General features: G+C 71.2%; 16 protein-coding genes. 10 read left to right on the top strand and 6 right to left on the bottom strand.

The genetic code is table 11. The features are described from left to right. Positions 1-5 precede the first annotated feature (5 nt). The 4 genes from ACFC1X_RS23225 (at position 6) to divIVA (ending at position 3,120) form a co-directional block, all read left to right on the top strand. On the top strand, positions 6-725 hold the full coding sequence (locus ACFC1X_RS23225) for a YggS family pyridoxal phosphate-dependent enzyme (protein ID WP_376356513.1): 720 nt from the start codon (positions 6-8) through the stop codon (positions 723-725). 129 nt (positions 726-854) lie between these two features. Next, complete coding sequence (sepF, locus tag ACFC1X_RS23220) at positions 855-1,496, top strand: cell division protein SepF (RefSeq protein ID WP_376356512.1); 642 nt, start codon at positions 855-857, stop codon at positions 1,494-1,496. A gap of 81 nt (positions 1,497-1,577) precedes the next feature. Beyond that, positions 1,578-1,862 (top strand): YggT family protein, encoded by a 285-nt coding sequence (locus ACFC1X_RS23215; RefSeq protein WP_122614930.1) that lies wholly within the window; start codon positions 1,578-1,580, stop codon positions 1,860-1,862. Between the two features lie 55 nt (positions 1,863-1,917). After that, positions 1,918-3,120 (top strand): apical growth/hyphal branching protein DivIVA, encoded by a 1,203-nt coding sequence (divIVA, locus tag ACFC1X_RS23210; protein ID WP_376356509.1) that lies wholly within the window; start codon positions 1,918-1,920, stop codon positions 3,118-3,120. A 174-nt stretch (positions 3,121-3,294) separates the two neighbouring features. Here divIVA and ileS read toward each other — a convergent pair whose 3' ends face one another. Continuing rightward, positions 3,295-6,441, bottom strand: a complete 3,147-nt coding sequence (gene ileS / locus ACFC1X_RS23205; RefSeq protein ID WP_376356507.1) for an isoleucine--tRNA ligase — start codon at positions 6,439-6,441, stop codon at positions 3,295-3,297. Positions 6,442-7,034: 593 nt separating this feature from the next. Here ileS and ACFC1X_RS23200 point away from each other — a divergent pair. The 5 genes from ACFC1X_RS23200 to ACFC1X_RS23180 all read left to right on the top strand — a co-directional run bounded on the left by ACFC1X_RS23200 (position 7,035) and on the right by ACFC1X_RS23180 (position 11,648). Continuing rightward, positions 7,035-7,790 (top strand): TraR/DksA family transcriptional regulator, encoded by a 756-nt coding sequence (locus ACFC1X_RS23200; protein ID WP_376356506.1) that lies wholly within the window; start codon positions 7,035-7,037, stop codon positions 7,788-7,790. A 100-nt stretch (positions 7,791-7,890) separates the two neighbouring features. Further along, positions 7,891-8,484, top strand: coding sequence for a signal peptidase II (gene lspA, locus ACFC1X_RS23195; RefSeq protein WP_376356504.1), 594 nt, complete (start codon positions 7,891-7,893; stop codon positions 8,482-8,484). Positions 8,485-8,544: 60 nt separating this feature from the next. Beyond that, positions 8,545-9,489, top strand: coding sequence for an RluA family pseudouridine synthase (locus tag ACFC1X_RS23190; protein ID WP_376356503.1), 945 nt, complete (start codon positions 8,545-8,547; stop codon positions 9,487-9,489). Continuing rightward, positions 9,486-9,971 carry a GNAT family N-acetyltransferase gene (locus ACFC1X_RS23185; protein WP_376356501.1) on the top strand — a complete coding sequence of 162 codons (486 nt, stop codon included), beginning with the start codon at positions 9,486-9,488 and terminating at the stop codon, positions 9,969-9,971. The genes ACFC1X_RS23190 and ACFC1X_RS23185 overlap by 4 nt, the downstream gene beginning before the upstream one ends. 90 nt (positions 9,972-10,061) lie before the next feature. Continuing rightward, positions 10,062-11,648, top strand: a complete 1,587-nt coding sequence (locus ACFC1X_RS23180; protein WP_376356499.1) for a Na+/H+ antiporter — start codon at positions 10,062-10,064, stop codon at positions 11,646-11,648. A 22-nt stretch (positions 11,649-11,670) separates the two neighbouring features. On the opposite strand, the gene ACFC1X_RS23175 is transcribed toward ACFC1X_RS23180, so the two are convergent. Then, positions 11,671-12,795, bottom strand: coding sequence for a mechanosensitive ion channel family protein (locus ACFC1X_RS23175; RefSeq protein WP_376356497.1), 1,125 nt, complete (start codon positions 12,793-12,795; stop codon positions 11,671-11,673). Positions 12,796-12,901: 106 nt separating this feature from the next. Here ACFC1X_RS23175 and ACFC1X_RS23170 point away from each other — a divergent pair, with 106 nt between their 5' ends. Further along, positions 12,902-13,498, top strand: a complete 597-nt coding sequence (locus tag ACFC1X_RS23170; protein WP_376356495.1) for a dienelactone hydrolase family protein — start codon at positions 12,902-12,904, stop codon at positions 13,496-13,498. Here ACFC1X_RS23170 and ACFC1X_RS23165 read toward each other — a convergent pair. From ACFC1X_RS23165 to ACFC1X_RS23150, 4 genes are all read right to left on the bottom strand, one after another. Then, positions 13,483-15,168 (bottom strand): alkaline phosphatase D family protein, encoded by a 1,686-nt coding sequence (locus tag ACFC1X_RS23165; protein WP_376356493.1) that lies wholly within the window; start codon positions 15,166-15,168, stop codon positions 13,483-13,485. The two genes, ACFC1X_RS23170 and ACFC1X_RS23165, sit on opposite strands and share 16 nt — an antisense overlap. Positions 15,169-15,282: 114 nt before the next feature. Further along, on the bottom strand, positions 15,283-16,083 hold the full coding sequence (locus ACFC1X_RS23160; protein WP_376356491.1) for a DsbA family protein: 801 nt from the start codon (positions 16,081-16,083) through the stop codon (positions 15,283-15,285). Between the two features lie 87 nt (positions 16,084-16,170). Next, the gene (locus tag ACFC1X_RS23155) at positions 16,171-16,878 is read right to left on the bottom strand and encodes a hypothetical protein (RefSeq protein WP_376356489.1); all 708 of its coding nucleotides are present in this window, start codon (positions 16,876-16,878) and stop codon (positions 16,171-16,173) included. A gap of 69 nt (positions 16,879-16,947) precedes the next feature. Further along, a complete protein-coding gene (locus ACFC1X_RS23150; protein ID WP_376356487.1) occupies positions 16,948-18,288 on the bottom strand; it encodes a DUF2252 domain-containing protein in 1,341 nt (446 codons plus the stop codon). Between the last annotated feature and the right edge of the window lie 46 nt (positions 18,289-18,334).

The raw sequence follows: 18,334 nt of genomic DNA, 5'->3' as shown, positions 1-18,334 counted from the left end.
GGGGCATGACGGACCGTAAGCACGAAATCGCCGCCAACCTGGCGAAGGTGGAGGAGCGCATCAGCGCCGCCTGCGCGGCCGCCGGCCGCCCCCGCGACGAGGTCACCCTCATCGTGGTCACCAAGACCTATCCGGCGGACGATGTGCGCATTCTCTCCGGACTCGGTGTGCGGCACGTCGCCGAGAACCGCGACCAGGACGCCGCGCCGAAGGCCGCCGCCTGCGCGGACCTGCCGCTTTCCTGGCACTTCGTCGGCCAGTTGCAGACCAACAAGGTGCGTTCCGTGGTCGGGTACGCGGATGTGGTGCAGTCCATCGACCGGGCCCGGCTCGTCACGGCCCTGTCGAAGGAGGCCGTGCGGGCCGGCCGCGAGGTGGGCTGCCTCCTCCAGGTGGCGCTCGACGCGGGCGAGAGCGAGCGCGGAGAGCGCGGCGGCGTCTCGCCCGCCGGGGTCGAGGAGTTGGCCGGCCTCGTCGCGGGGGCCGAGGGGCTGCGGCTCGACGGACTGATGACGGTGGCCCCCCTCACCGGCGAGTACGCGGGACGCCAACAGGCGGCGTTCGAGCGCCTCATGGATTTGTCGACCTGCGTGCGCCGAGCCCATCCGACTGCGAACATGGTCTCCGCAGGCATGAGTGCGGACCTCGAACAGGCCGTGGCCGCCGGAGCGACACATGTACGCGTCGGCACTGCGGTACTCGGAGTCCGACCCAGGCTCGGGTAACGTCGCCAAGAAGTCGGACCACAGCAGAAAATATGGTCATTACCGCCGAAAGGCGGACGCAACGACCTCGTGGATCGCAGGCACTTGGCAGTCGTCAGCCGATCCACCACAGAGCGGAGGACTCAGAGCATGGCCGGCGCGATGCGCAAGATGGCGGTCTACCTCGGCCTCGTGGAGGACGATGGTTACGACGGCCGGGGGTTCGACCCCGACGACGACTTCGAACCGGAACTGGACCCGGAGCCCGAGCGGGACCACCGGCGACACGAACCGGCACATCAGTCGCACGGTTCACATCAGCCCCAAAGGGACGAAGAGGTGCGAGTCGTGCAACCGCCCGCGCAGCGCGAGCCGGTGCCCCGTGCCGCTTCGCTCGCGGCGGAATCCGGGCGCCCGGCGCGGATCGCGCCCGTGGCGTCCATCACACAAGAACGCGCAAGCCTGGAAAAGAGCGCACCGGTCATCATGCCCAAGGTCGTGTCCGAACGAGAGCCCTACCGCATCACCACGCTTCACCCCCGGACCTACAACGAGGCCCGTACCATCGGGGAACACTTCCGTGAGGGCACTCCGGTGATCATGAATCTCACTGAGATGGATGACACAGATGCGAAGCGACTTGTCGACTTTGCGGCCGGTTTGGTGTTTGGTCTTCACGGCAGTATCGAGCGGGTGACGCAGAAGGTGTTCCTGCTGTCTCCTGCTAACGTCGATGTCACGGCGGAGGACAAGGCCCGCATCGCAGAGGGCGGGTTCTTCAACCAGAGCTGAGACGCACCACCGGTACAGAGCAAGAACACGGATCCGAGGACGGTTCCGAGAGATGGTTCAGGGGAGAGGGAAGCACCAGTCATGAGCGTGGTCCTGGATGTCGTCTACATCGCGCTGATGTGCTTCCTCATCGTGCTCATCTTCCGGTTGGTCATGGACTACGTCTTCCAGTTCGCCCGCTCGTGGCAACCCGGCAAGGCGATGGTGGTCGTTCTGGAGGCCACCTACACTGTCACCGATCCACCGTTGAAGCTTCTGCGGCGGTTCATCCCGCCGCTGCGTCTCGGGGGCGTGGCGCTCGACCTGTCCTTCTTCGTACTGATGATCATCGTCTACATCCTGATCCACATCGTGAGCCGGCTGTGAACGATGAGAGAGATACGGGCTTGCCGAATGCCGACGACAACGTTGAGGTGAAGAGATGCCGTTGACCCCCGAGGACGTGCGGAACAAGCAGTTCACGACCGTCCGCCTCCGAGAAGGCTATGACGAGGACGAGGTCGATGCCTTCCTCGATGAGGTCGAAGCCGAACTGACCCGCCTGCTCCGCGAGAACGAGGACCTGCGCGCCAAGCTGGCCGCGGCGACGCGTGCGGCCGCGCAGAACCAGCAGAACATGCGCAAGCCTCCGGAACCCCCGCAGGACCAGCAGCACGGGCAGCACCCACCGCAGCAGGGCGGCATGCCCCAGCAGGGTGGGATGCCGCAGCAGGGCGGTATGCCCCAGCAGGGCATGCGAGGTCCCGGCGCTCCGGTGCCCGCCGGCATATCGGGCCCGCCGCAGCAGCAGATGGGTGGCCCCATGGGTGGCCCGCCCCAGCTGCCGAGCGGTGCCCCGCAGCTGCCCGCCGGCCCCGGCGGACAGGGTGGCCCGCAGGGTCCCGGCCCGATGGGTCAGGGTCCCGGGCCGATGGGCCAGGGCCCGGGTCCGATGCAGGGCCAGATGGGTCCCGGTCCGATGGGCGGCCCCATGGGCGGTCCGCAGGGTCCCGGTGGCCCCGGCATGCCCGGTCAGGGCGGCCCCGGTGGCGACAGCGCCGCCCGGGTTCTGTCGCTGGCCCAGCAGACCGCCGACCAGGCGATCGCCGAGGCCCGTTCCGAGGCCAACAAGATCGTCGGCGAGGCGCGTTCGCGTGCCGAGGGTCTGGAGCGGGACGCCCGTGCCAAGGCGGACGCCCTGGAGCGGGACGCGCAGGAGAAGCACCGCGTCGCGATGGGCTCCCTGGAGTCCGCCCGCGCCACGCTGGAGCGCAAGGTCGAGGACCTGCGCGGCTTCGAGCGCGAGTACCGGACGCGACTGAAGTCGTACCTGGAGTCGCAGCTGCGTCAGCTGGAGACCCAGGCGGACGACTCGCTCGCCCCGCCGCGTACGCCCGCGACGGCCTCTCTGCCGCCGTCCCCGGCGCCCTCGATGGCACCGGCCGGCGCGAGTGCCCCGTCCTACGGCGGCAACCAGTCGATGGGCGGTGGGCCGGGCCAGTCCGGTCCGTCCTACGGCGGCCAGCAGCAGATGTCGCCGGCGATGACCCAGCCGATGGCCCCGGTACGGCCGCAGGGCCCGTCGCCGATGGGGCAGGCGCCCTCGCCGATGCGCGGGTTCCTGATCGACGAGGACGACAACTGAGCCGGCGCACCGACGTCCGGTAGGTAGTACGGCGTAGCAGTCGGCAGCGTTCAGGGCGGGCCCCGGGTTTCTGACCCGGGGCCCGCCCTTGTGTTGCACGGCCGCCCGCAACCGGGCGTGGAGACATGGAGAAGGCCCGGCCCCCTCAGGGGGCCGGGCCTTCTCGCTGTTTGGCTACTGCTTGCGCAGGCGGAACGTCAGGGACAGGCCCTCGTCCGTGAACGGCGTCCCGTACGTGTCGTCCGCCTCGCCCTGGGCGAAGTCCGTGGCGAGGACCTCGTCGGCGATCAGCCCCGAGTGGCCGGTCAGCGCGGCGATCGTCGCCGGGTCGGTGGCCGTCCACCGCAGGGCGATCCGGTCGGCGACGTCGAGGCCGCTGTTCTTGCGGGCCTCCTGGATCAGGCGGATGGCGTCCCGGGCGAGGCCCGCACGGCGCAGCTCCTCCGTGATCTCCAGGTCCAGCGCCACCGTCGCACCCGCGTCGGAGGCGACCGACCAGCCCTCGCGGGGCGTCTCGGTGATGATCACCTCGTCGGGGGCGAGGGTGACGGTCTCGCCGTCGACCTCGACCGAGGCCGTGCCCTCGCGCAGGGCGAGGGACAGGACGGCCGCGTCCGCCGCCGAGACGGCCTTCGCCACATCCTGGACCCGCTTGCCGAACCGCTTGCCCAGCGCCCGGAAGTTGGCCTTGGCGGTCGTGTCGACCAGGGAGCCGCCGACCTCGCTCAGCGACGCGAGCGACTCGACGTTCAGCTCCTCCGTGATCTGGGTGTGCAGCTCGGGGGAGAGCGTCTCGAAGCCCGCGCCCGCGATCAGCGCGCGGCTGAGCGGCTGCCGGGTCTTGACGCCCGACTCCGCGCGGGTGGCGCGGCCCAGCTCGACCAGGCGGCGGACCAGGACCATCTGCCTGGACAGCTCGGGGTCGATCGCCGAGAGGTCGGCCTCCGGCCAGGAGGACAGGTGGACCGACTCCGGGGCGCCCGGGTCGACGGGCACGACCAGGTCCTGCCAGACCCGCTCGGTGATGAACGGGGTCAGCGGTGCCATCAGCTTGGTCACCGTCTCGACGACCTCGTGCAGCGTGCGCAGCGCGGCCTTGTCACCCTGCCAGAAGCGGCGGCGGGAGCGGCGCACGTACCAGTTGGACAGGTCGTCGACGAACGCGGACAGCAGCTTGCCGGCGCGCTGGGTGTCGTACGCGTCCAGGGCCTGGGTGACCTGGTCGGTCAGCGCGTGCAGCTCGGAGAGCAGCCAGCGGTCCAGGACCGGCCGGTCCGCCGGGGCCGGGTCGGCCTCGCTCGGCGCCCAGCCCGAGGTGCGGGCGTACAGGGCCTGGAAGGCGACCGTGTTCCAGTAGGTGAGGAGCGTCTTGCGGACGACCTCCTGGATCGTGCCGTGGCCGACCCGGCGGGCCGCCCAGGGGGAGCCGCCGGCCGCCATGAACCAGCGGACCGCGTCGGCGCCGTGCTGGTCCATCAGCGGGATCGGCTGGAGGATGTTGCCCAGGTGCTTGGACATCTTGCGGCCGTCCTCGGCGAGGATGTGGCCGAGGCAGACGACGTTCTCGTAGGAGGACTTGTCGAAGACCAGGGTGCCGACCGCCATCAGCGTGTAGAACCAGCCGCGCGTCTGGTCGATGGCCTCGCTGATGAACTGCGCCGGGTAGCGGGACTCGAACAGTTCCTTGTTCTTGTACGGGTAGCCCCACTGCGCGAACGGCATGGAACCCGAGTCGTACCAGGCGTCGATGACCTCGGGCACGCGGGTGGCGGTCTTGCCGCAGCCCTCCTGCGGGCACGCGAAGGTGACGTCGTCGATGTACGGGCGGTGCGGGTCGAGGCCGGACTGGTCGGTGCCGGTCAGCTCGGTCAGCTCGGCGCGCGAGCCCACGCAGGTGAGGTGGTCGTCCTCGCAGCGCCAGACGGGCAGCGGGGTGCCCCAGTAGCGGTTGCGGGAGAGCGCCCAGTCGATGTTGTTGTTCAGCCAGTCGCCGTACCGGCCGTGCTTGACGGAGTCCGGGAACCAGTTGGTCCGCTCGTTCTCCTCCAGGAGGCGGTCCTTGATCTCCGTGGTGCGGATGTACCAGGACGGCTGCGCGTAGTACAGCAGCGCGGTGTGGCAGCGCCAGCAGTGCGGGTAGCTGTGCTCGTACGGGATGTGCCGGAAGAGCAGGCCCCGGGTGTCCAGGTCCTCGGTCAGCTTCTCGTCGGCCTTCTTGAAGAAGACGCCGCCGACCAGCGGGACGTCCTCCTCGAAGGTGCCGTCGGGGCGGACCGGGTTGACCACCGGCAGGCCGTAGGCGCGGCAGACCTTGAGGTCGTCCTCACCGAAGGCGGGGGACTGGTGGACGAGACCGGTGCCGTCCTCGGTGGTGACGTAGTCGGCGTTCACCACGAAGTGCGCCGGCTCCGGGAACTCGACCAGCTCGAAGGGGCGCTGGTACGTCCAGCGCTCCATCTCGGCGCCGGTGAAGGACTGCCCGGTGGTCTCCCAGCCCTCGCCGAGGGCCTTGGCGACCAGGGGCTCGGCGACGACGACCTTCTCGTCGCCGTTCGTGGCGACGACGTAGGTGACGTCCGGGTGCGCGGCCACGGCGGTGTTCGAGACGAGGGTCCAGGGCGTGGTCGTCCACACCAGGAGCGCGGCCTCGCCGGCCAGCGGGCCGGAGGTGAGCGGGAAGCGGACGTAGACGGACGGGTCGACGACCGTCTCGTAGCCCTGCGCCAGCTCGTGGTCGGACAGGCCGGTGCCGCAGCGGGGGCACCAGGGGGCGACGCGGTGGTCCTGGACCAGCAGGCCCTTGTTGAAGATCTCCTTCAGCGACCACCAGACGGACTCGATGTACTCGGGGTCCATCGTGCGGTACGGGTCCTGGAGGTCGGCCCAGTACCCCATGCGGGTCGTGAGCTCCTCGAAGGCGTCGGTGTGGCGGGTCACCGACTCGCGGCACTTCGCGTTGAACTCGGCGATGCCGTACGCCTCGATGTCCTGCTTGCCGGAGAAGCCCAGCTCCTTCTCCACCGCCAGCTCCACCGGGAGGCCGTGGCAGTCCCAGCCGGCCTTGCGGCCCACGTGGTAGCCGCGCATGGTGCGGAAGCGGGGGAAGACGTCCTTGAAGACGCGCGCCTCGATGTGGTGGGCGCCGGGCATGCCGTTGGCGGTGGGCGGGCCCTCGTAGAACACCCACTCGGGGCGGCCCTCGGACTGCTCCAGGCTCTTGGCGAAGATCTTCTGCTCGCGCCAGAAGTCGAGCACCGCGTGTTCGAGCGCGGGCAGGTCGACCTGGGCGGGCACCTGGCGGTACTGCGGCTGCGTATTCAACGAGCTTCCTCCGGCGGACGTGCTGCCTTCCGTCGGAGGGACGAGAGCCGTGCTCCCGCGGTACCACCCTCCTTGGCTCCCCGGTGCGTCGTGTGCGCCGGTCAGCCCCCTCATTGGGGTCGCGAGCCGGGTCTACTCGCCGCGGCTGTCGCTCACGGCTTTCTTCCGGCGGCTCCGGGGTGATCTTCACGTCGCGCTCGCCCCCGGGCTCACACCGTCCCCGGGTCGCTCTGGGCTGCTGACGCCGCTACTCGTCCCCATCCACGCTTTTCGCTCCGCCCAGTGTACGGCGCCGCGCGGACAGCGGCCGACCCGTTTTCGCGGGGGCCCGAGCGGTGGGCACCGCGCGGCCCCGGTGGGGCACGGTGTGACCCGAATGCCGTCGGCGCGGGTACGGCGTCCGGGCGGCCCGGCCGGACACCCTCCGGGCGGATTACCGGGCGGGGAGCTGGGCACAACGCATGCATGCTCGCCGCGTGGCGCACGGCGGGCGGCGAATCGGGCGGCGTGCCCCGTTGCCGCGGGACCCGAGTCGATTTATCGTCCCAGCACGATTCGCGCGCAAGATCACAATATGTGAAGGGGCCGCGGCCATGGTGGCGAAGAAGACCGCCGAAGATCAGTCGGAGGCTGCTGCGGAGAAGACCGCCGCCAAGAAGACGACGGCCAAGAAGACGACGGCCAAGAAGACAGCCGCGAAGAAGACGGCTACGAAGAAGACGGCTGCGAAGAAGACCACGGCGGACAGGACGACGAGCGCCGCGAAGAAGACCGCGGCCAAGAAGAGCACCGCCAAGAAGAGCACGGCGAAGAAGAGCACGGCCAAGAAGGTGGGCGCGGCGCGGGCCGCGGAGCAGACGGGAGCCACGACGGTGGTTGCGAAGAAGACTCCTGGCACGGCCACGGCGGCCAAGACCGCCGTTCCCAAGGCCCGCGGCGCCGCTGCGGACCCCGGCGACCTCGCGGTACGCCCCGGCGAGGACCCCTGGACCCCGGAAGAGGTGGAGGAGGCGCGCGGAGGGCTGCAGTCCGAGGCCGACCGGCTGCGCACCGAGATCGACTCCGCCGAGCGGTCGCTCCAGGGCATGATGCGGGACTCCGGCGACGGCGCGGGCGACGACGAGGCCGACACCGGCAGCAAGAACATCACGCGTGAGCACGAGCTGGCGCTGGCCGCCACCGCGCGGGAGGTGCTCACCCAGACCGAGCACGCCCTGGAACGCCTGGACGCGGGCACCTACGGCCTGTGCGAGAACTGCGGCAACCCCATCGGCAAGGCGCGCATGCAGGCCTTCCCCAGGGCAACGCTGTGCGTCGAGTGCAAGCAGAAGCAGGAGCGCCGGTACTGATCCGCCGCGAGCGCGCGCCGGTATGGGTCCTGAGCACGTACGGGACGGAAAGTGTGCCGTACCCTCGTCCTCAGTCAGGTACCTAGGCTGAGGGACTCACGTGGCAGAGGCGGAGCGCATCATCGGTACGCCGGACACTCCGGACGCGGCGGGGGACGGGCAGGAACGCCCCGACGCCGAGCAGGAGCGCGCTCCGGAGCGCCCCCGGGGCAGGCGGCGGATCGCCGTGCTGTTCGCGGTCGCCGGGTTCGCGTACCTGATCGACCTGGTCAGCAAGATGATCGTGGTCGCCAAGCTGGAGCACAACGAACCGATCGAGATCATCGGGGACTGGCTGAGGTTCGCGGCCATCCGCAACGCGGGCGCGGCCTTCGGCTTCGGCGAGGCCTTCACGGTGATCTTCACGGTCATCGCGGCGGCCGTGATCGTCGTGATCGCCCGCCTCGCGCGCAAGCTCTACAGCCTGCCGTGGGCGATCGCGCTCGGTCTGCTGCTCGGCGGTGCCCTGGGCAACCTCACCGACCGGATCTTCCGCTCGCCCGGCGTCTTCAAGGGCGCGGTCGTGGACTTCATCGCGCCCAAGCACTTCGCCGTCTTCAACCTCGCCGACTCGGCGATCGTCTGCGGCGGCATCCTGATCGTGATCCTCTCCTTCCGGGGGCTGGACCCGGACGGCACCGTCCACAAGGACTGACCGTCCACAGGTATTGAGCGCGCGTTCGGGAGTGTCCGACCCGTCCGGCATACTCGACGGGTGAGCACGATTCCCGAGATCCGCACCCTGCCCGTGCCCGACGGCCTGGAGGGCGAGCGCGTCGACGCCGCCATCTCCCGCATGTTCGGCTTCTCCCGTACCAAGGCCGCGGAACTCGCCGCGGCGGGCAAGGTGCAGGTCGACGGATCGGTGGTAGGCAAGTCCGAGCGGGTGCACGGCGGCGCCTGGCTGGAGGTCGAGATGCCGCAGGCGCCCGCGCCGGTGCAGATCGTCGCCGAGCCCGTCGAGGGCATGGAGATCGTGCACGACGACGAGGACGTGGTCGTGATCGTCAAGCCCGTCGGCGTCGCGGCCCACCCGTCCCCGGGCTGGAGCGGGCCGACCGTCATCGGCGGACTGGCCGCCGCCGGGTACCGCGTCTCCACCTCCGGCGCCGCCGAGCGCCAGGGCATCGTGCACCGCCTCGACGTCGGCACCTCCGGCCTGATGGCGGTGGCCAAGTCGGAGCGCGCGTACACCTCGCTCAAGCGCCAGTTCAAGGAGCGCACGGTCGACAAGCGCTACCACACGCTCGTGCAGGGCCACCCCGACCCGACCAGCGGCACCATCGACGCCCCCATCGGCCGCCACCCGCAGCACGACTACAAGTGGGCCGTCACCGCCGAGGGCAAGCCCTCCGTCACGCACTACGACCTCATCGAGGCCTTCCGCGCCGCCTCCCTGCTCGACGTGAAGTTGGAGACCGGCCGCACCCACCAGATCCGCGTCCACATGGCCGCCCACCGCCACCCCTGCGTCGGCGACCTGACGTACGGCGCCGACCCCACGCTCGGCAAGCGGCTGCGCCTGACCCGCCAGTGGCTGCACGCGGTCCGGCTCGGCTTCGAGCACCCCGGCACCGGGGACTGGGTGGAGTACGCCAGCGACTACCCCGAGGACCTCCAGCTCGCCCTCGACCTGGTCCGCGAGGAGACCTACGGATGAGCGCCCCGGGCCCGGCCCCGGCCTACGTGGTGCGCGTCGCCGAGGACCCGGCCGACCGTGAGGCCTGCTTCGCGGTGCGCAAGGACGTCTTCGTCGCCGAGCAGCAGGTGCCCGAGGACATCGAGTACGACGCCCACGACGCGGACGCCGTCCACGTCCTCGCGGTCCGGGCGGACGGCGCGGCCCTGGGCACCGGACGGCTGCTGCACGGCCCGGCCGCCGCCGCGAAGAACGGCGACGGCGACCCCGCCGTCGGCTCGCTCGGCCGGCTCGCGGTGACCGCGGCCGCCCGCGGGCTGGGCGTCGGCGCGGCGCTGGTGCGGGCCGTGGAGGACGCGGCACGCGCGCGTGGGCTCACCGCGGTGGACCTGCACGCGCAGACCCACGCCCTGGGTTTCTACGAGCGGCTGGGGTACGTGGCGTACGGACCCGAGTTCCCCGACGCCGGGATCCCCCACCGCGCGATGCGGCGCGCCCTGTAACCAGAGGCGCCGAACAGGCTGGTGGGGCGGGTGGCGTGGCAGGCTTGAGGTCGGCCGTGTGCATACCGAGACCCCACCGGAGCGGTGACCGTGGATCAGTTGGCCCTGTTGTTCATGCTGTTGCTCGGGGCCCTGCTGAGCGTCCCCCTCGGTGCCCGGCTCGGGCTGCCGGCACCGGTCCTGATGACGGTCCTCGGGATCGTCCTCGCCCTGCTCGACTTCGTGCCCAACGTCGACATCCCGCCCGAAATCATCCTGCCCGCACTGCTGCCGCCGCTGCTGTACGCGGCGGTGCGGCGCACGTCCTGGCGGCAGTTCGCGGCCAACAAGCGCCCGATCTTCCTGCTCGCGGTCGCGCTGGTCTTCCTCACCATGGCCTGTGTGGCCACCGTGGCCCACGCGATCGTCCCGGGGCTGCCGATCGCCGCCGCCTTCGCGCTGGGCGCCCTGGTGGCACCGCCCGACCCGGTCGCGGCGACCGCCGTCGCCGGGCAGCTGGGGCTGCCGCGCCGCCTGGTGTCCATCCTGGAGGGCGAGGGGCTGTTCAACGACGTCACGGCGATCGTGCTCTACCACGTGGCCATCGCCGCGGCCGTCAGCGGCACCTTCTCGGCTTGGGAGGCGGGGCTCGACCTGGTGCTGTCCGCCGTCGTCGCCGTCGCCGTGGGACTCGCGCTGGGCTGGGGCTCCAACAGGCTCATGAGCATCCTGGAAGACCCGACGCTGCAGATCGGCCTGACCCTGCTGGTGCCGTTCGTGAGCTACGTGGCCGCCGACGAACTGCACGGCTCGGGGGTGCTCGCCGTACTCACCACCGCGATGTTCCTCGCCGAATACGCCTCGGACGCGGACGACGTGATGACCAGGCTCGCCGGGCACACGGTGTGGGACGTCGTCGACACCCTGGTCACCGGCGTGGCCTTCGGGCTGATCGGTCTCGAACTGCACAACGCGATCCGCACCGCCTCCGGCCGGTGGGCGGAGCTGCTGGGCTGGGCGGCGGCGGTCAGCGCCGTCGTCATCCTGGTCCGGCTGCTGTGGCTGCTGCCCGCCACCTGGCTGACCCAGCGGCTGCACGCCAGACGCGACCAGGACGAGGACATCCCGACGAGCTGGCGGGAGACCGTGGTCATGTGGTGGGCCGGGATGCGCGGCGTGGCCTCGGTCGCGCTGGCCCTCGCGATCCCGCTCCAGACGGAGGAGGGATCCGCCTTCCCCAACCGGGACGAGATCATCTTCATCGCCTTCGGGGTGATCATGGTCACCCTGCTGCTCCAGGGGCTCACGCTGCCCTGGCTGGTGGGCCGGCTCGGCGTACGGGCGGACACCGAGCGGGAGCAGGCCTACGAGAAGGAGCTGGGCCTGCGGGCGGCCAAGGCGGCCAAGCAGCGGCTCAAGGAGATCGAGGCGGTGGAGGAGCTGCCGGACGAGCTGTCCGAGCAGATGCTGCGCCGCGCCTACGACATCGGGGTGCGGATCAGCCCCGACCTCGGGGACGAGGAGCGCCGGGAGGCGCAGGAGCAGCGGGCGCGGCGGATCAAGCGGGTCCGGCGCATCCAGGGCGAGATGCTCAGCGCCGCCCGGCACGAGATCCTCGCGGCGCGCAGCGAACCCGGTTCCGACCCGGAGATCGTGGACCGGGTGCTGCGCCACCTGGACGTGCGCAGCCTGCGCTGAGCCCCGTCCGGCCGCGCCGCGGTCACAGGCTCTTCGTGGGGTGCTCCGGGAAGCGGCGGACGCCCCCGTCGGAGGAGCGGCGGGGCCGGTGGACGCCGTCGCGGGACGGCCGCAGGGCCGCGTCCGCCGTGTTGACCCGCGGCAGGGCGTAGGGGTGCTCCTCGGCCAGCCAGCGGATCATCCCCTCGCGGACCGTGACCCGCACCGTCCAGATGTCGTCCGCGTCCTTCGCCGTCACCAGGGCCCGCACCTGCATGGTGTTCTGGGTCGTCTCCGTGACCGTCAGGTTGTAGTCCCGCCCGTCCCAGGCCGGGCACTCGCGCAGCAGGTCGCGCAGCCGCTCGCGCATCCGGTCCAGGGGTGCCGTGTGGTCGAGGTGCCAGAAGACGGTCCCGGTCATCTGCGGGGTGCCGCGCGACCAGTTCTCGAACGGCTTGGAGGTGAAGTACGACACCGGCATGGTGATCCGGCGCTCGTCCCAGGTGCGCACGGTCAGGTACGTCAGCGTGATCTCCTCGACGGTGCCCCACTCGCCGTCCACCACGACCGTGTCGCCCATGCGCACCATGTCGCCGAAGGCGATCTGGAACCCGGCGAACATGTTGCTGAGCGTGGACTGCGCGGCTATGCCGGCCACGATGCCGAGCAGTCCGGCCGAGGCCAGCAGCGAGGCGCCCGCCGCGCGCATCGCCGGGAAGGTCAGGAGCATCGAGGACACGGCGACCACGCCGACGACCGCCGAGACCACCCGCATGATCAGCGACACCTGGGTGCGCACCCGGCGGACCCGGGCGGGGTCCCGCTCGGAGTGGGCGTGCGCGTAGCGGGAGTACGACGTCTCGACGACGGCGGCGGCGATCCGGATCACCAGCCAGGCCACCGAGCCGATCAGCAGCAGCGTCAGCAGCCGGCCGACCGCCGAACGGTGGTCCGGGAACACCTGTGCCTCGACGTACGACCCTCTCAGCAGTGCGGCGCACAGCATCACCTGGTACGGGATGCGGGCGCGGCGCAGCAGCCCCCACAGCGGTGTCTCGGGGTGCCGTCCGTCGGCCTTGCGCAGCAACAGGTCGGTGGCCCAGCCGATGACCAGCGTCAGCAGGACGGAGCCGCCGACCACGATCAGCGGGCGGAGTATCGTCTCCATGCCCTCGAACGTAACCGCCCAGGGCGTGCCGTGAACCTGTGACTTACGTCCCGCCCGGGGTATCGCCGCGCATCGCGGTGTCACACCCGGCTGGCACCATGGCCTCATGAACATCGTGCTCTTTCACTCGACCCTCGGCCCGAGGCCCGCGGTGCGGCAGGCCGCCGACCGGCTGCGCGACGCCGGGCACCAGGTGTGGACCCCGGACCTCTACGAGGGCCGGACCTTCGACACGGTCGAGGAGGGCATGGCCCACCAGGACGGGATCGGCCGGGAGGAGCTGCTCAAGCGGGCCGTGCTGGCCGCCGCCCCCTACTCCGAGCGGGGACTGGTGTACGCCGGGTTCTCGCTCGGCGCGTCCATCGCCCAGACCCTCGCCCTCGGCGACCACCGGGCGCGCGGACTGCTCCTGCTGCACGGCACCTCGGACATCGCGGCCAACGCCGCGGTCGACGACCTGCCGGTCCAGCTGCACGTGGCCGAGCCGGACGCCTTCGAGACGGACGACTGGCTCAGCGCCTGGTATCTCCAGATGGGCCGGATCGGCGCCGACGTGGAGGTCCACCGGTACGCGGGGGCGGGCCACCTCTACACCGACCCCGAGCTGCCGGACTACGACGAGGAGGCGGCCGAGGCCACCTGGCGGGTGGCGCTCGGCTTCCTCGACTCGCTCGGGGAGGACGCGGCTCAGGCGGGCGAGTAGACGCGTTCCACCCGCTGGGTGCCGCTGCGGGTGCGGTAGGAGCGGACCCACCGGGACGTGGCGTCCGGGTCGGTGCGGTCGGAGACGGCGTAGTAGTCCATCTGCGTGCGCTCCGCCGTGATGTCCAGCACGCCGTAGCCGTGCCGGTCGGTGTCGACCCAGTGGACGTGCCGGTTCGCGGCCCGGATGACCGGTGCCGCGATCGCCGAGACGGTGCCCTCGGGGACCTTCACGATGTCGTCGAGGTTGTCGGAGGTCACCGAGGTGACGACGAACTCCGTGGCGGCGGAGGCGGACAGCGGGTACGTGCCGGCGTTGTACGGCACGTCGTTGGCCCACGCCATGTGGATGTCGCCGGTGAGGAACACGGTGTTGCGGATGGCGTTCGCGCGCAGGTGGGCCAGCAGTTCCCGGCGGTCGTCGGTGTAGCCGTCCCACTGGTCGGTGTTGAGGGCGAGGCCCTCCCTGGGCAGGCCGAGCAGCTCGGCGAGCGGCTTGAGCAGCTCGGCGGAGAGCGAGCCGATCGCGAACGGCGACATCATCACCGGGTTGCCGACCAGCCGCCAGGCGGTGTCCGAGGCGGCGAGGCCGGACTTGAGCCAGTCCAGCTGGGCGCGGCCGGTCACGGTGCGGTCCGGGTCGTCGACCTCGCCCTCGCCGATGCCCACCTGCTGCGAGCGGTAGGTGCGCAGGTCCAGCAGCGACAGGTCGGCCAGCTTGCCGAAGCGCAGCCGGCGGTAGGTGGTGCCGGCGATCGCCGGGCGTACCGGCATCCACTCGAAGTAGGCCTGCTTGGCGGCGGTCTGACGCGCCGCCCAGGCGCCCTCGGCGCCCTCGGTGTGGTTCTCGGCCCCGCCCGACCAGGTGTCGTTGGCGATCTCGTGGTCGTCCCAGATGGCCACGACGGGCGCCGTGGTGTGCAGCGCCTGGAGGTCGGGGTCGGTCTTGTAACGGCCGTGCCGTACGCGGTAGTCGGCGAGGGTGAGGATCTCGTGGGCCGGGGCGTGCGGCCGTACGACGGTGTCCCGGGTGCCGTACTCGCCGGTGCCGTACTCGTAGATGTAGTCGCCCAGGTGCAGCCAGGCGTCCAGGTCGCCGCGGGCCGCGAGATGGCGGTACGACGAGAAGTACCCGGCCTCCCAGTTGGCGCAGGAGACCACGCCGAACCGCAGCCCGGAGACGGCCGCGTCGGCCGCCGGCGCGGTGCGGGTGCGGGCGACGGGGGAGTCGGTGGGGCCCGCGGAGAAGCGGAACCAGTAGTCGGTGGCGGGCGCGAGACCGCGGATGTCCGCCTTCACGGTGTGGTCGGAGCCGGCGGTCGCGGTGACGGAGCCCTTGGCGACGATGTTCGTGAGGGCCTTGTCGGTGGCGACGACCCAGCTCACCGCGGTGTCGGGACCGGCTCCTGAGCCCGGTATGGCCTCGGGCACCGGCGTCACGCGGGTCCAGAGCAGGACGCCGTCGGGCAGCGGGTCCCCGGAGGCGACGCCGTGCAGGAAGGCGGGGGCGGTGTCGGCGGCGCCCGCGGGCAGGGCGGCGGCGAGCGGGGCGGCCAGGACGGCGCCGGCCGCCGCGGCCTTGACGACCGTACGGCGGCTCGGAGTTCGGGCGCCCGCGTGCTCGGCGGGCGACGGGACGGGTTTCTCGGACGATCTGTGTCGACTGGTCACGGACGATCAGGTTACTGATCGGTATGCGCGCGAGCGGGCGAACTCGTAAAAGTTCGCCCGCTCGTTCGTCGTGCGTCGGTGCGGCGTCACCCCCGTGCGGGGGTCACGCGGGGGTCACTTGGTGACCTTGGCGTCCTTGAGCGCCTTCTCCCAGTCGGCGACCGAGCTGGGGTTCTCGATCACCTTGTCGTTGATCTTGATGGTCGGGGTCGACTGGACGCCCTCGGCGGTGTCGAAGGACTTGCTCATCCGCATCGCCCAGGCGTCGTAGGTGCCCTTCTCCACGGCGTCCTGGAACTTCTTGTTGTTCTTCAGGGCGTCGACCGAGTTCGCCACCTTGATCAGGTAGTCGTCCTTGGCGAACTCGTCGCTGGACTCCTCCGGGTGGTACTCCGAGGAGAACAGGGCGGTCTTGTAGTCGAGGAACGCCTCGGGGCCGACGTTCAGCGCGGCGCCGAGCGCGCTGAGCGCGTTCTTCGAACCCTCGCCGCTCAGGTTGCCGTCGAGGAAGGTGCCGATGGTGAAGGAGAGCTTGTAGTCGCCGTCCTCCATGCCCTTGTTGACGCTCTCGCCGATGTTCTGCTCGAAGGAGGCGCAGGCCGGGCAGCGCGGGTCCTCGTAGAGGTGGACGGTGTTGTCGGTCTTGGACTCGCCGATGGTGACCGTGGTGCCGTTCTTGCCCGAGGTGTTGGCCGGGGCCACCACCTTGGCGTCGGCGGCCGCCTCCCACTTCGAGGGCTGGTTGCCCTGGACGACGGCGTAGCTGATGCCGCCGGCTATCGCCAGCACGCCGACGATGGCGGCGGCCACGATGCCCTGCCGCTTGACCTTGTCGCGCTTGGCCTGACGCTCGCGCTCCTGGCGCAGGCGCTCACGGGCCGCCGTCTTCGCCGCCTGGCTGTTCCGCTTGCTCATGATGGTGATCTCTCCGGGGACGCGCACACAGGGGTGTGCGGAAACTCGTACGGGGGGCTGCGGTGCTCGGTGACGTCCGGTGACGGGTCACACGAGGGCGGCCACGCACGGCGGTCCGCGACGTCCCAGGGAGTGCGTGAGGATCCGCTCGCGGGCGCCGGTGGTGCGGCCGGCCGGGACCACCGGGCGGCGCACCGCCGGGGCGCGGCGGACGCTCACGGCCGCGACCGCGAGCAGCAGCGGCCGGAAGGTGGTCGCGGCCACCGCGCCGAGCAGCTGGGCCAGCGCCTTCTCGCCCCGCCGCAGCCAGGCCGCGGCGAGCAGTCCGACCCCGACGTGCGCGCCGAGCAGCAGCCAGGCGGTGCCGGGATCGGCGTCGGCGAGCAGCGCCGCCACCCGGTCGGTCTCGGCGCCGGTCACCCGGGTCAGCGGCGCGGTCACGCCCGCGTGGAGCCCGGTCCCGTCGCCGCACAGCACGTCGAAGCCGACGGAGCGCAGCGGGCCCGCGACGGGACCGCCCGCCCGGCCGTAGCAGACGTGCTGGCCGGTGGTGAACACCGTGTCGGCGGCCAGTTCGAGCGGGATCAGCAGGGCGGCGATCCGCCCGAAGCCGCGCTCGCGCCGCCCGGCCAGGGCGTACGCGATCAGGAACACGGCGGCGGCGACGGCGGCCACCGTGGGCAGCGGCAGCGGAACCCCGGACAGCAGCACGTGCGACGCGGTGCTGAGGGTCACGACGAGTGCCGTGAACAGCGCCGCGCGTACGGCTCTGAGCGGGGTTCCGGATATGTCCATAGCAGTAGAAGAGTGTGTCACGGGGTCCGGTAAGGGACCCCTAAAGGGTTCCTGTGAGAGTGCCGACGGTTACAGACCCGGAATGCGGCCGTTGCGGAAGAGGTCGACGAAGGTCTGGTGGTCGGCACGCGCGCGTGCGCCGTACCGGTGCGCGAAGTCGATCAGCAGGGGGGCGAAATTCTCCTCGTCGGCCGCGATCGCCGCGTCGATGGCCCGCTCGGTGGAGAACGGCACCAGCGACTCGCCGGACTGGTCGTCGGCCGCCGCGTGCATGGTGGCCGTGGCCCGGCCCAGGTCGGAGACGACCTCGGCGATCTCCTCCGGGTCGTCGATGTCGCCCCAGTCCAGGTCGACGGCGTACGGCGAGACCTCGGCGACCAGCTGGCCGGAGCCGTCCAGCTCGGTCCAGCCCAGCCACGGGTCGGCGTGCGCCTGCAGGGCGCGCTGGGAGATCACCGTGCGGTGGCCCTCGTGCTGGAAGTAGTCCCGGATCGCGGGGTCGGTGATGTGCCGGGAGACCGCCGGGGTCTGGGCCTGCTTGATGTAGATCACGACGTCGTTCTCCAGGGCGTCGCTGTTGCCCTCCAGGAGGATGTTGTACGAGGGCAGGCCGGCCGAGCCGATGCCGATGCCCCGGCGGCCCACGACGTCCTTCACGCGGTACGAGTCCGGGCGGGTCAGGGAGGACTCGGGGAGCGTCTCCAGGTAGCCGTCGAAGGCCGCGAGCACCTTGTAGCGGGTGGCGGCGTCCAGCTCGACGGCGCCGCCGCCGGGGGCGAAGCGGCGCTCGAAGTCGCGGATCTCGGTCATCGAGTCCAGCAGCCCGAAGCGGGTCAGGGAGCGGGCCACCCGCAGCGCGCCCAGCAGCGGCCCCTCCGCGGTGTCCAGCGTGAAGGGCGGCACCTCGTCGCTCTTGGCGCCGGTGGCCAGGGCGTGGATCCGCTCGCGGTACGCGCCCGCGTACACCCGCACCAGCTCGGTGATCTGCTCGTCGCTGAACGCCTTCGCGTACCCGATCAGCGCGATGGAGGCGGCGAAGCGCTTGAGGTCCCAGGTGAAGGGGCCGACGTAGGCCTCGTCGAAGTCGTTGACGTTGAAGATCAGCCGGCCGGTGGAGTCCATGTACGTGCCGAAGTTCTCGGCGTGCAGGTCGCCGTGGATCCACACCCGGGAGGTCCGCTCGTCCAGGTAGGGGCCGCCGTCCTGCGAACCGAACTCCCGGTCCTCGGTCAAATCGTGGTAAAAGAGGCAGGCCGTGCCCCGGTAGAACGCGAAGGCCGAGGCCGCCATCTTCCGGAACTTCACGCGGAACGCCGCCGGGTCCGCGGCCAGCAGCTGGCCGAAGGCGGTGTCGAAGACGGCGAGGATCTCCTCGCCGCGGTGCTCCTCGTTGAGCTGCGGGACCGACATGCCTGGTGCCTCCTGGTGCGGGGTGGTGCCTGACGGGTGGAGCTGA

The organism is Streptomyces sp. NPDC056128 (assembly GCF_042263835.1).
In the GTDB taxonomy this organism is placed as follows: Bacteria; Actinomycetota; Actinomycetes; order Streptomycetales; family Streptomycetaceae; genus Streptomyces.
This window is presented reverse-complemented; position numbering and strand designations above follow the sequence as displayed.

Excerpts from the sequence above, each read along its gene's own strand:
- ACFC1X_RS23225 (WP_376356513.1), top strand. The coding sequence starts at position 6 with ATGACGGACCGTAAGCACGAAATCGCCGCCAACCTGGCGAAGGTGGAG.
- sepF (WP_376356512.1), top strand. The coding sequence starts at position 855 with ATGGCCGGCGCGATGCGCAAGATGGCGGTCTACCTCGGCCTCGTGGAG.
- ACFC1X_RS23215 (WP_122614930.1), top strand. The coding sequence starts at position 1,578 with ATGAGCGTGGTCCTGGATGTCGTCTACATCGCGCTGATGTGCTTCCTC.
- divIVA (WP_376356509.1), top strand. The coding sequence starts at position 1,918 with ATGCCGTTGACCCCCGAGGACGTGCGGAACAAGCAGTTCACGACCGTC.
- ACFC1X_RS23200 (WP_376356506.1), top strand. The coding sequence starts at position 7,035 with ATGGTGGCGAAGAAGACCGCCGAAGATCAGTCGGAGGCTGCTGCGGAG.
- ACFC1X_RS23185 (WP_376356501.1), top strand. The coding sequence starts at position 9,486 with ATGAGCGCCCCGGGCCCGGCCCCGGCCTACGTGGTGCGCGTCGCCGAG.
- ACFC1X_RS23175 (WP_376356497.1), bottom strand. The coding sequence starts at position 12,795 with ATGGAGACGATACTCCGCCCGCTGATCGTGGTCGGCGGCTCCGTCCTG.
- ACFC1X_RS23170 (WP_376356495.1), top strand. The coding sequence starts at position 12,902 with ATGAACATCGTGCTCTTTCACTCGACCCTCGGCCCGAGGCCCGCGGTG.
- ACFC1X_RS23160 (WP_376356491.1), bottom strand. The coding sequence starts at position 16,083 with ATGAGCAAGCGGAACAGCCAGGCGGCGAAGACGGCGGCCCGTGAGCGC.
- ACFC1X_RS23155 (WP_376356489.1), bottom strand. The coding sequence starts at position 16,878 with ATGGACATATCCGGAACCCCGCTCAGAGCCGTACGCGCGGCGCTGTTC.
- ACFC1X_RS23150 (WP_376356487.1), bottom strand. The coding sequence starts at position 18,288 with ATGTCGGTCCCGCAGCTCAACGAGGAGCACCGCGGCGAGGAGATCCTC.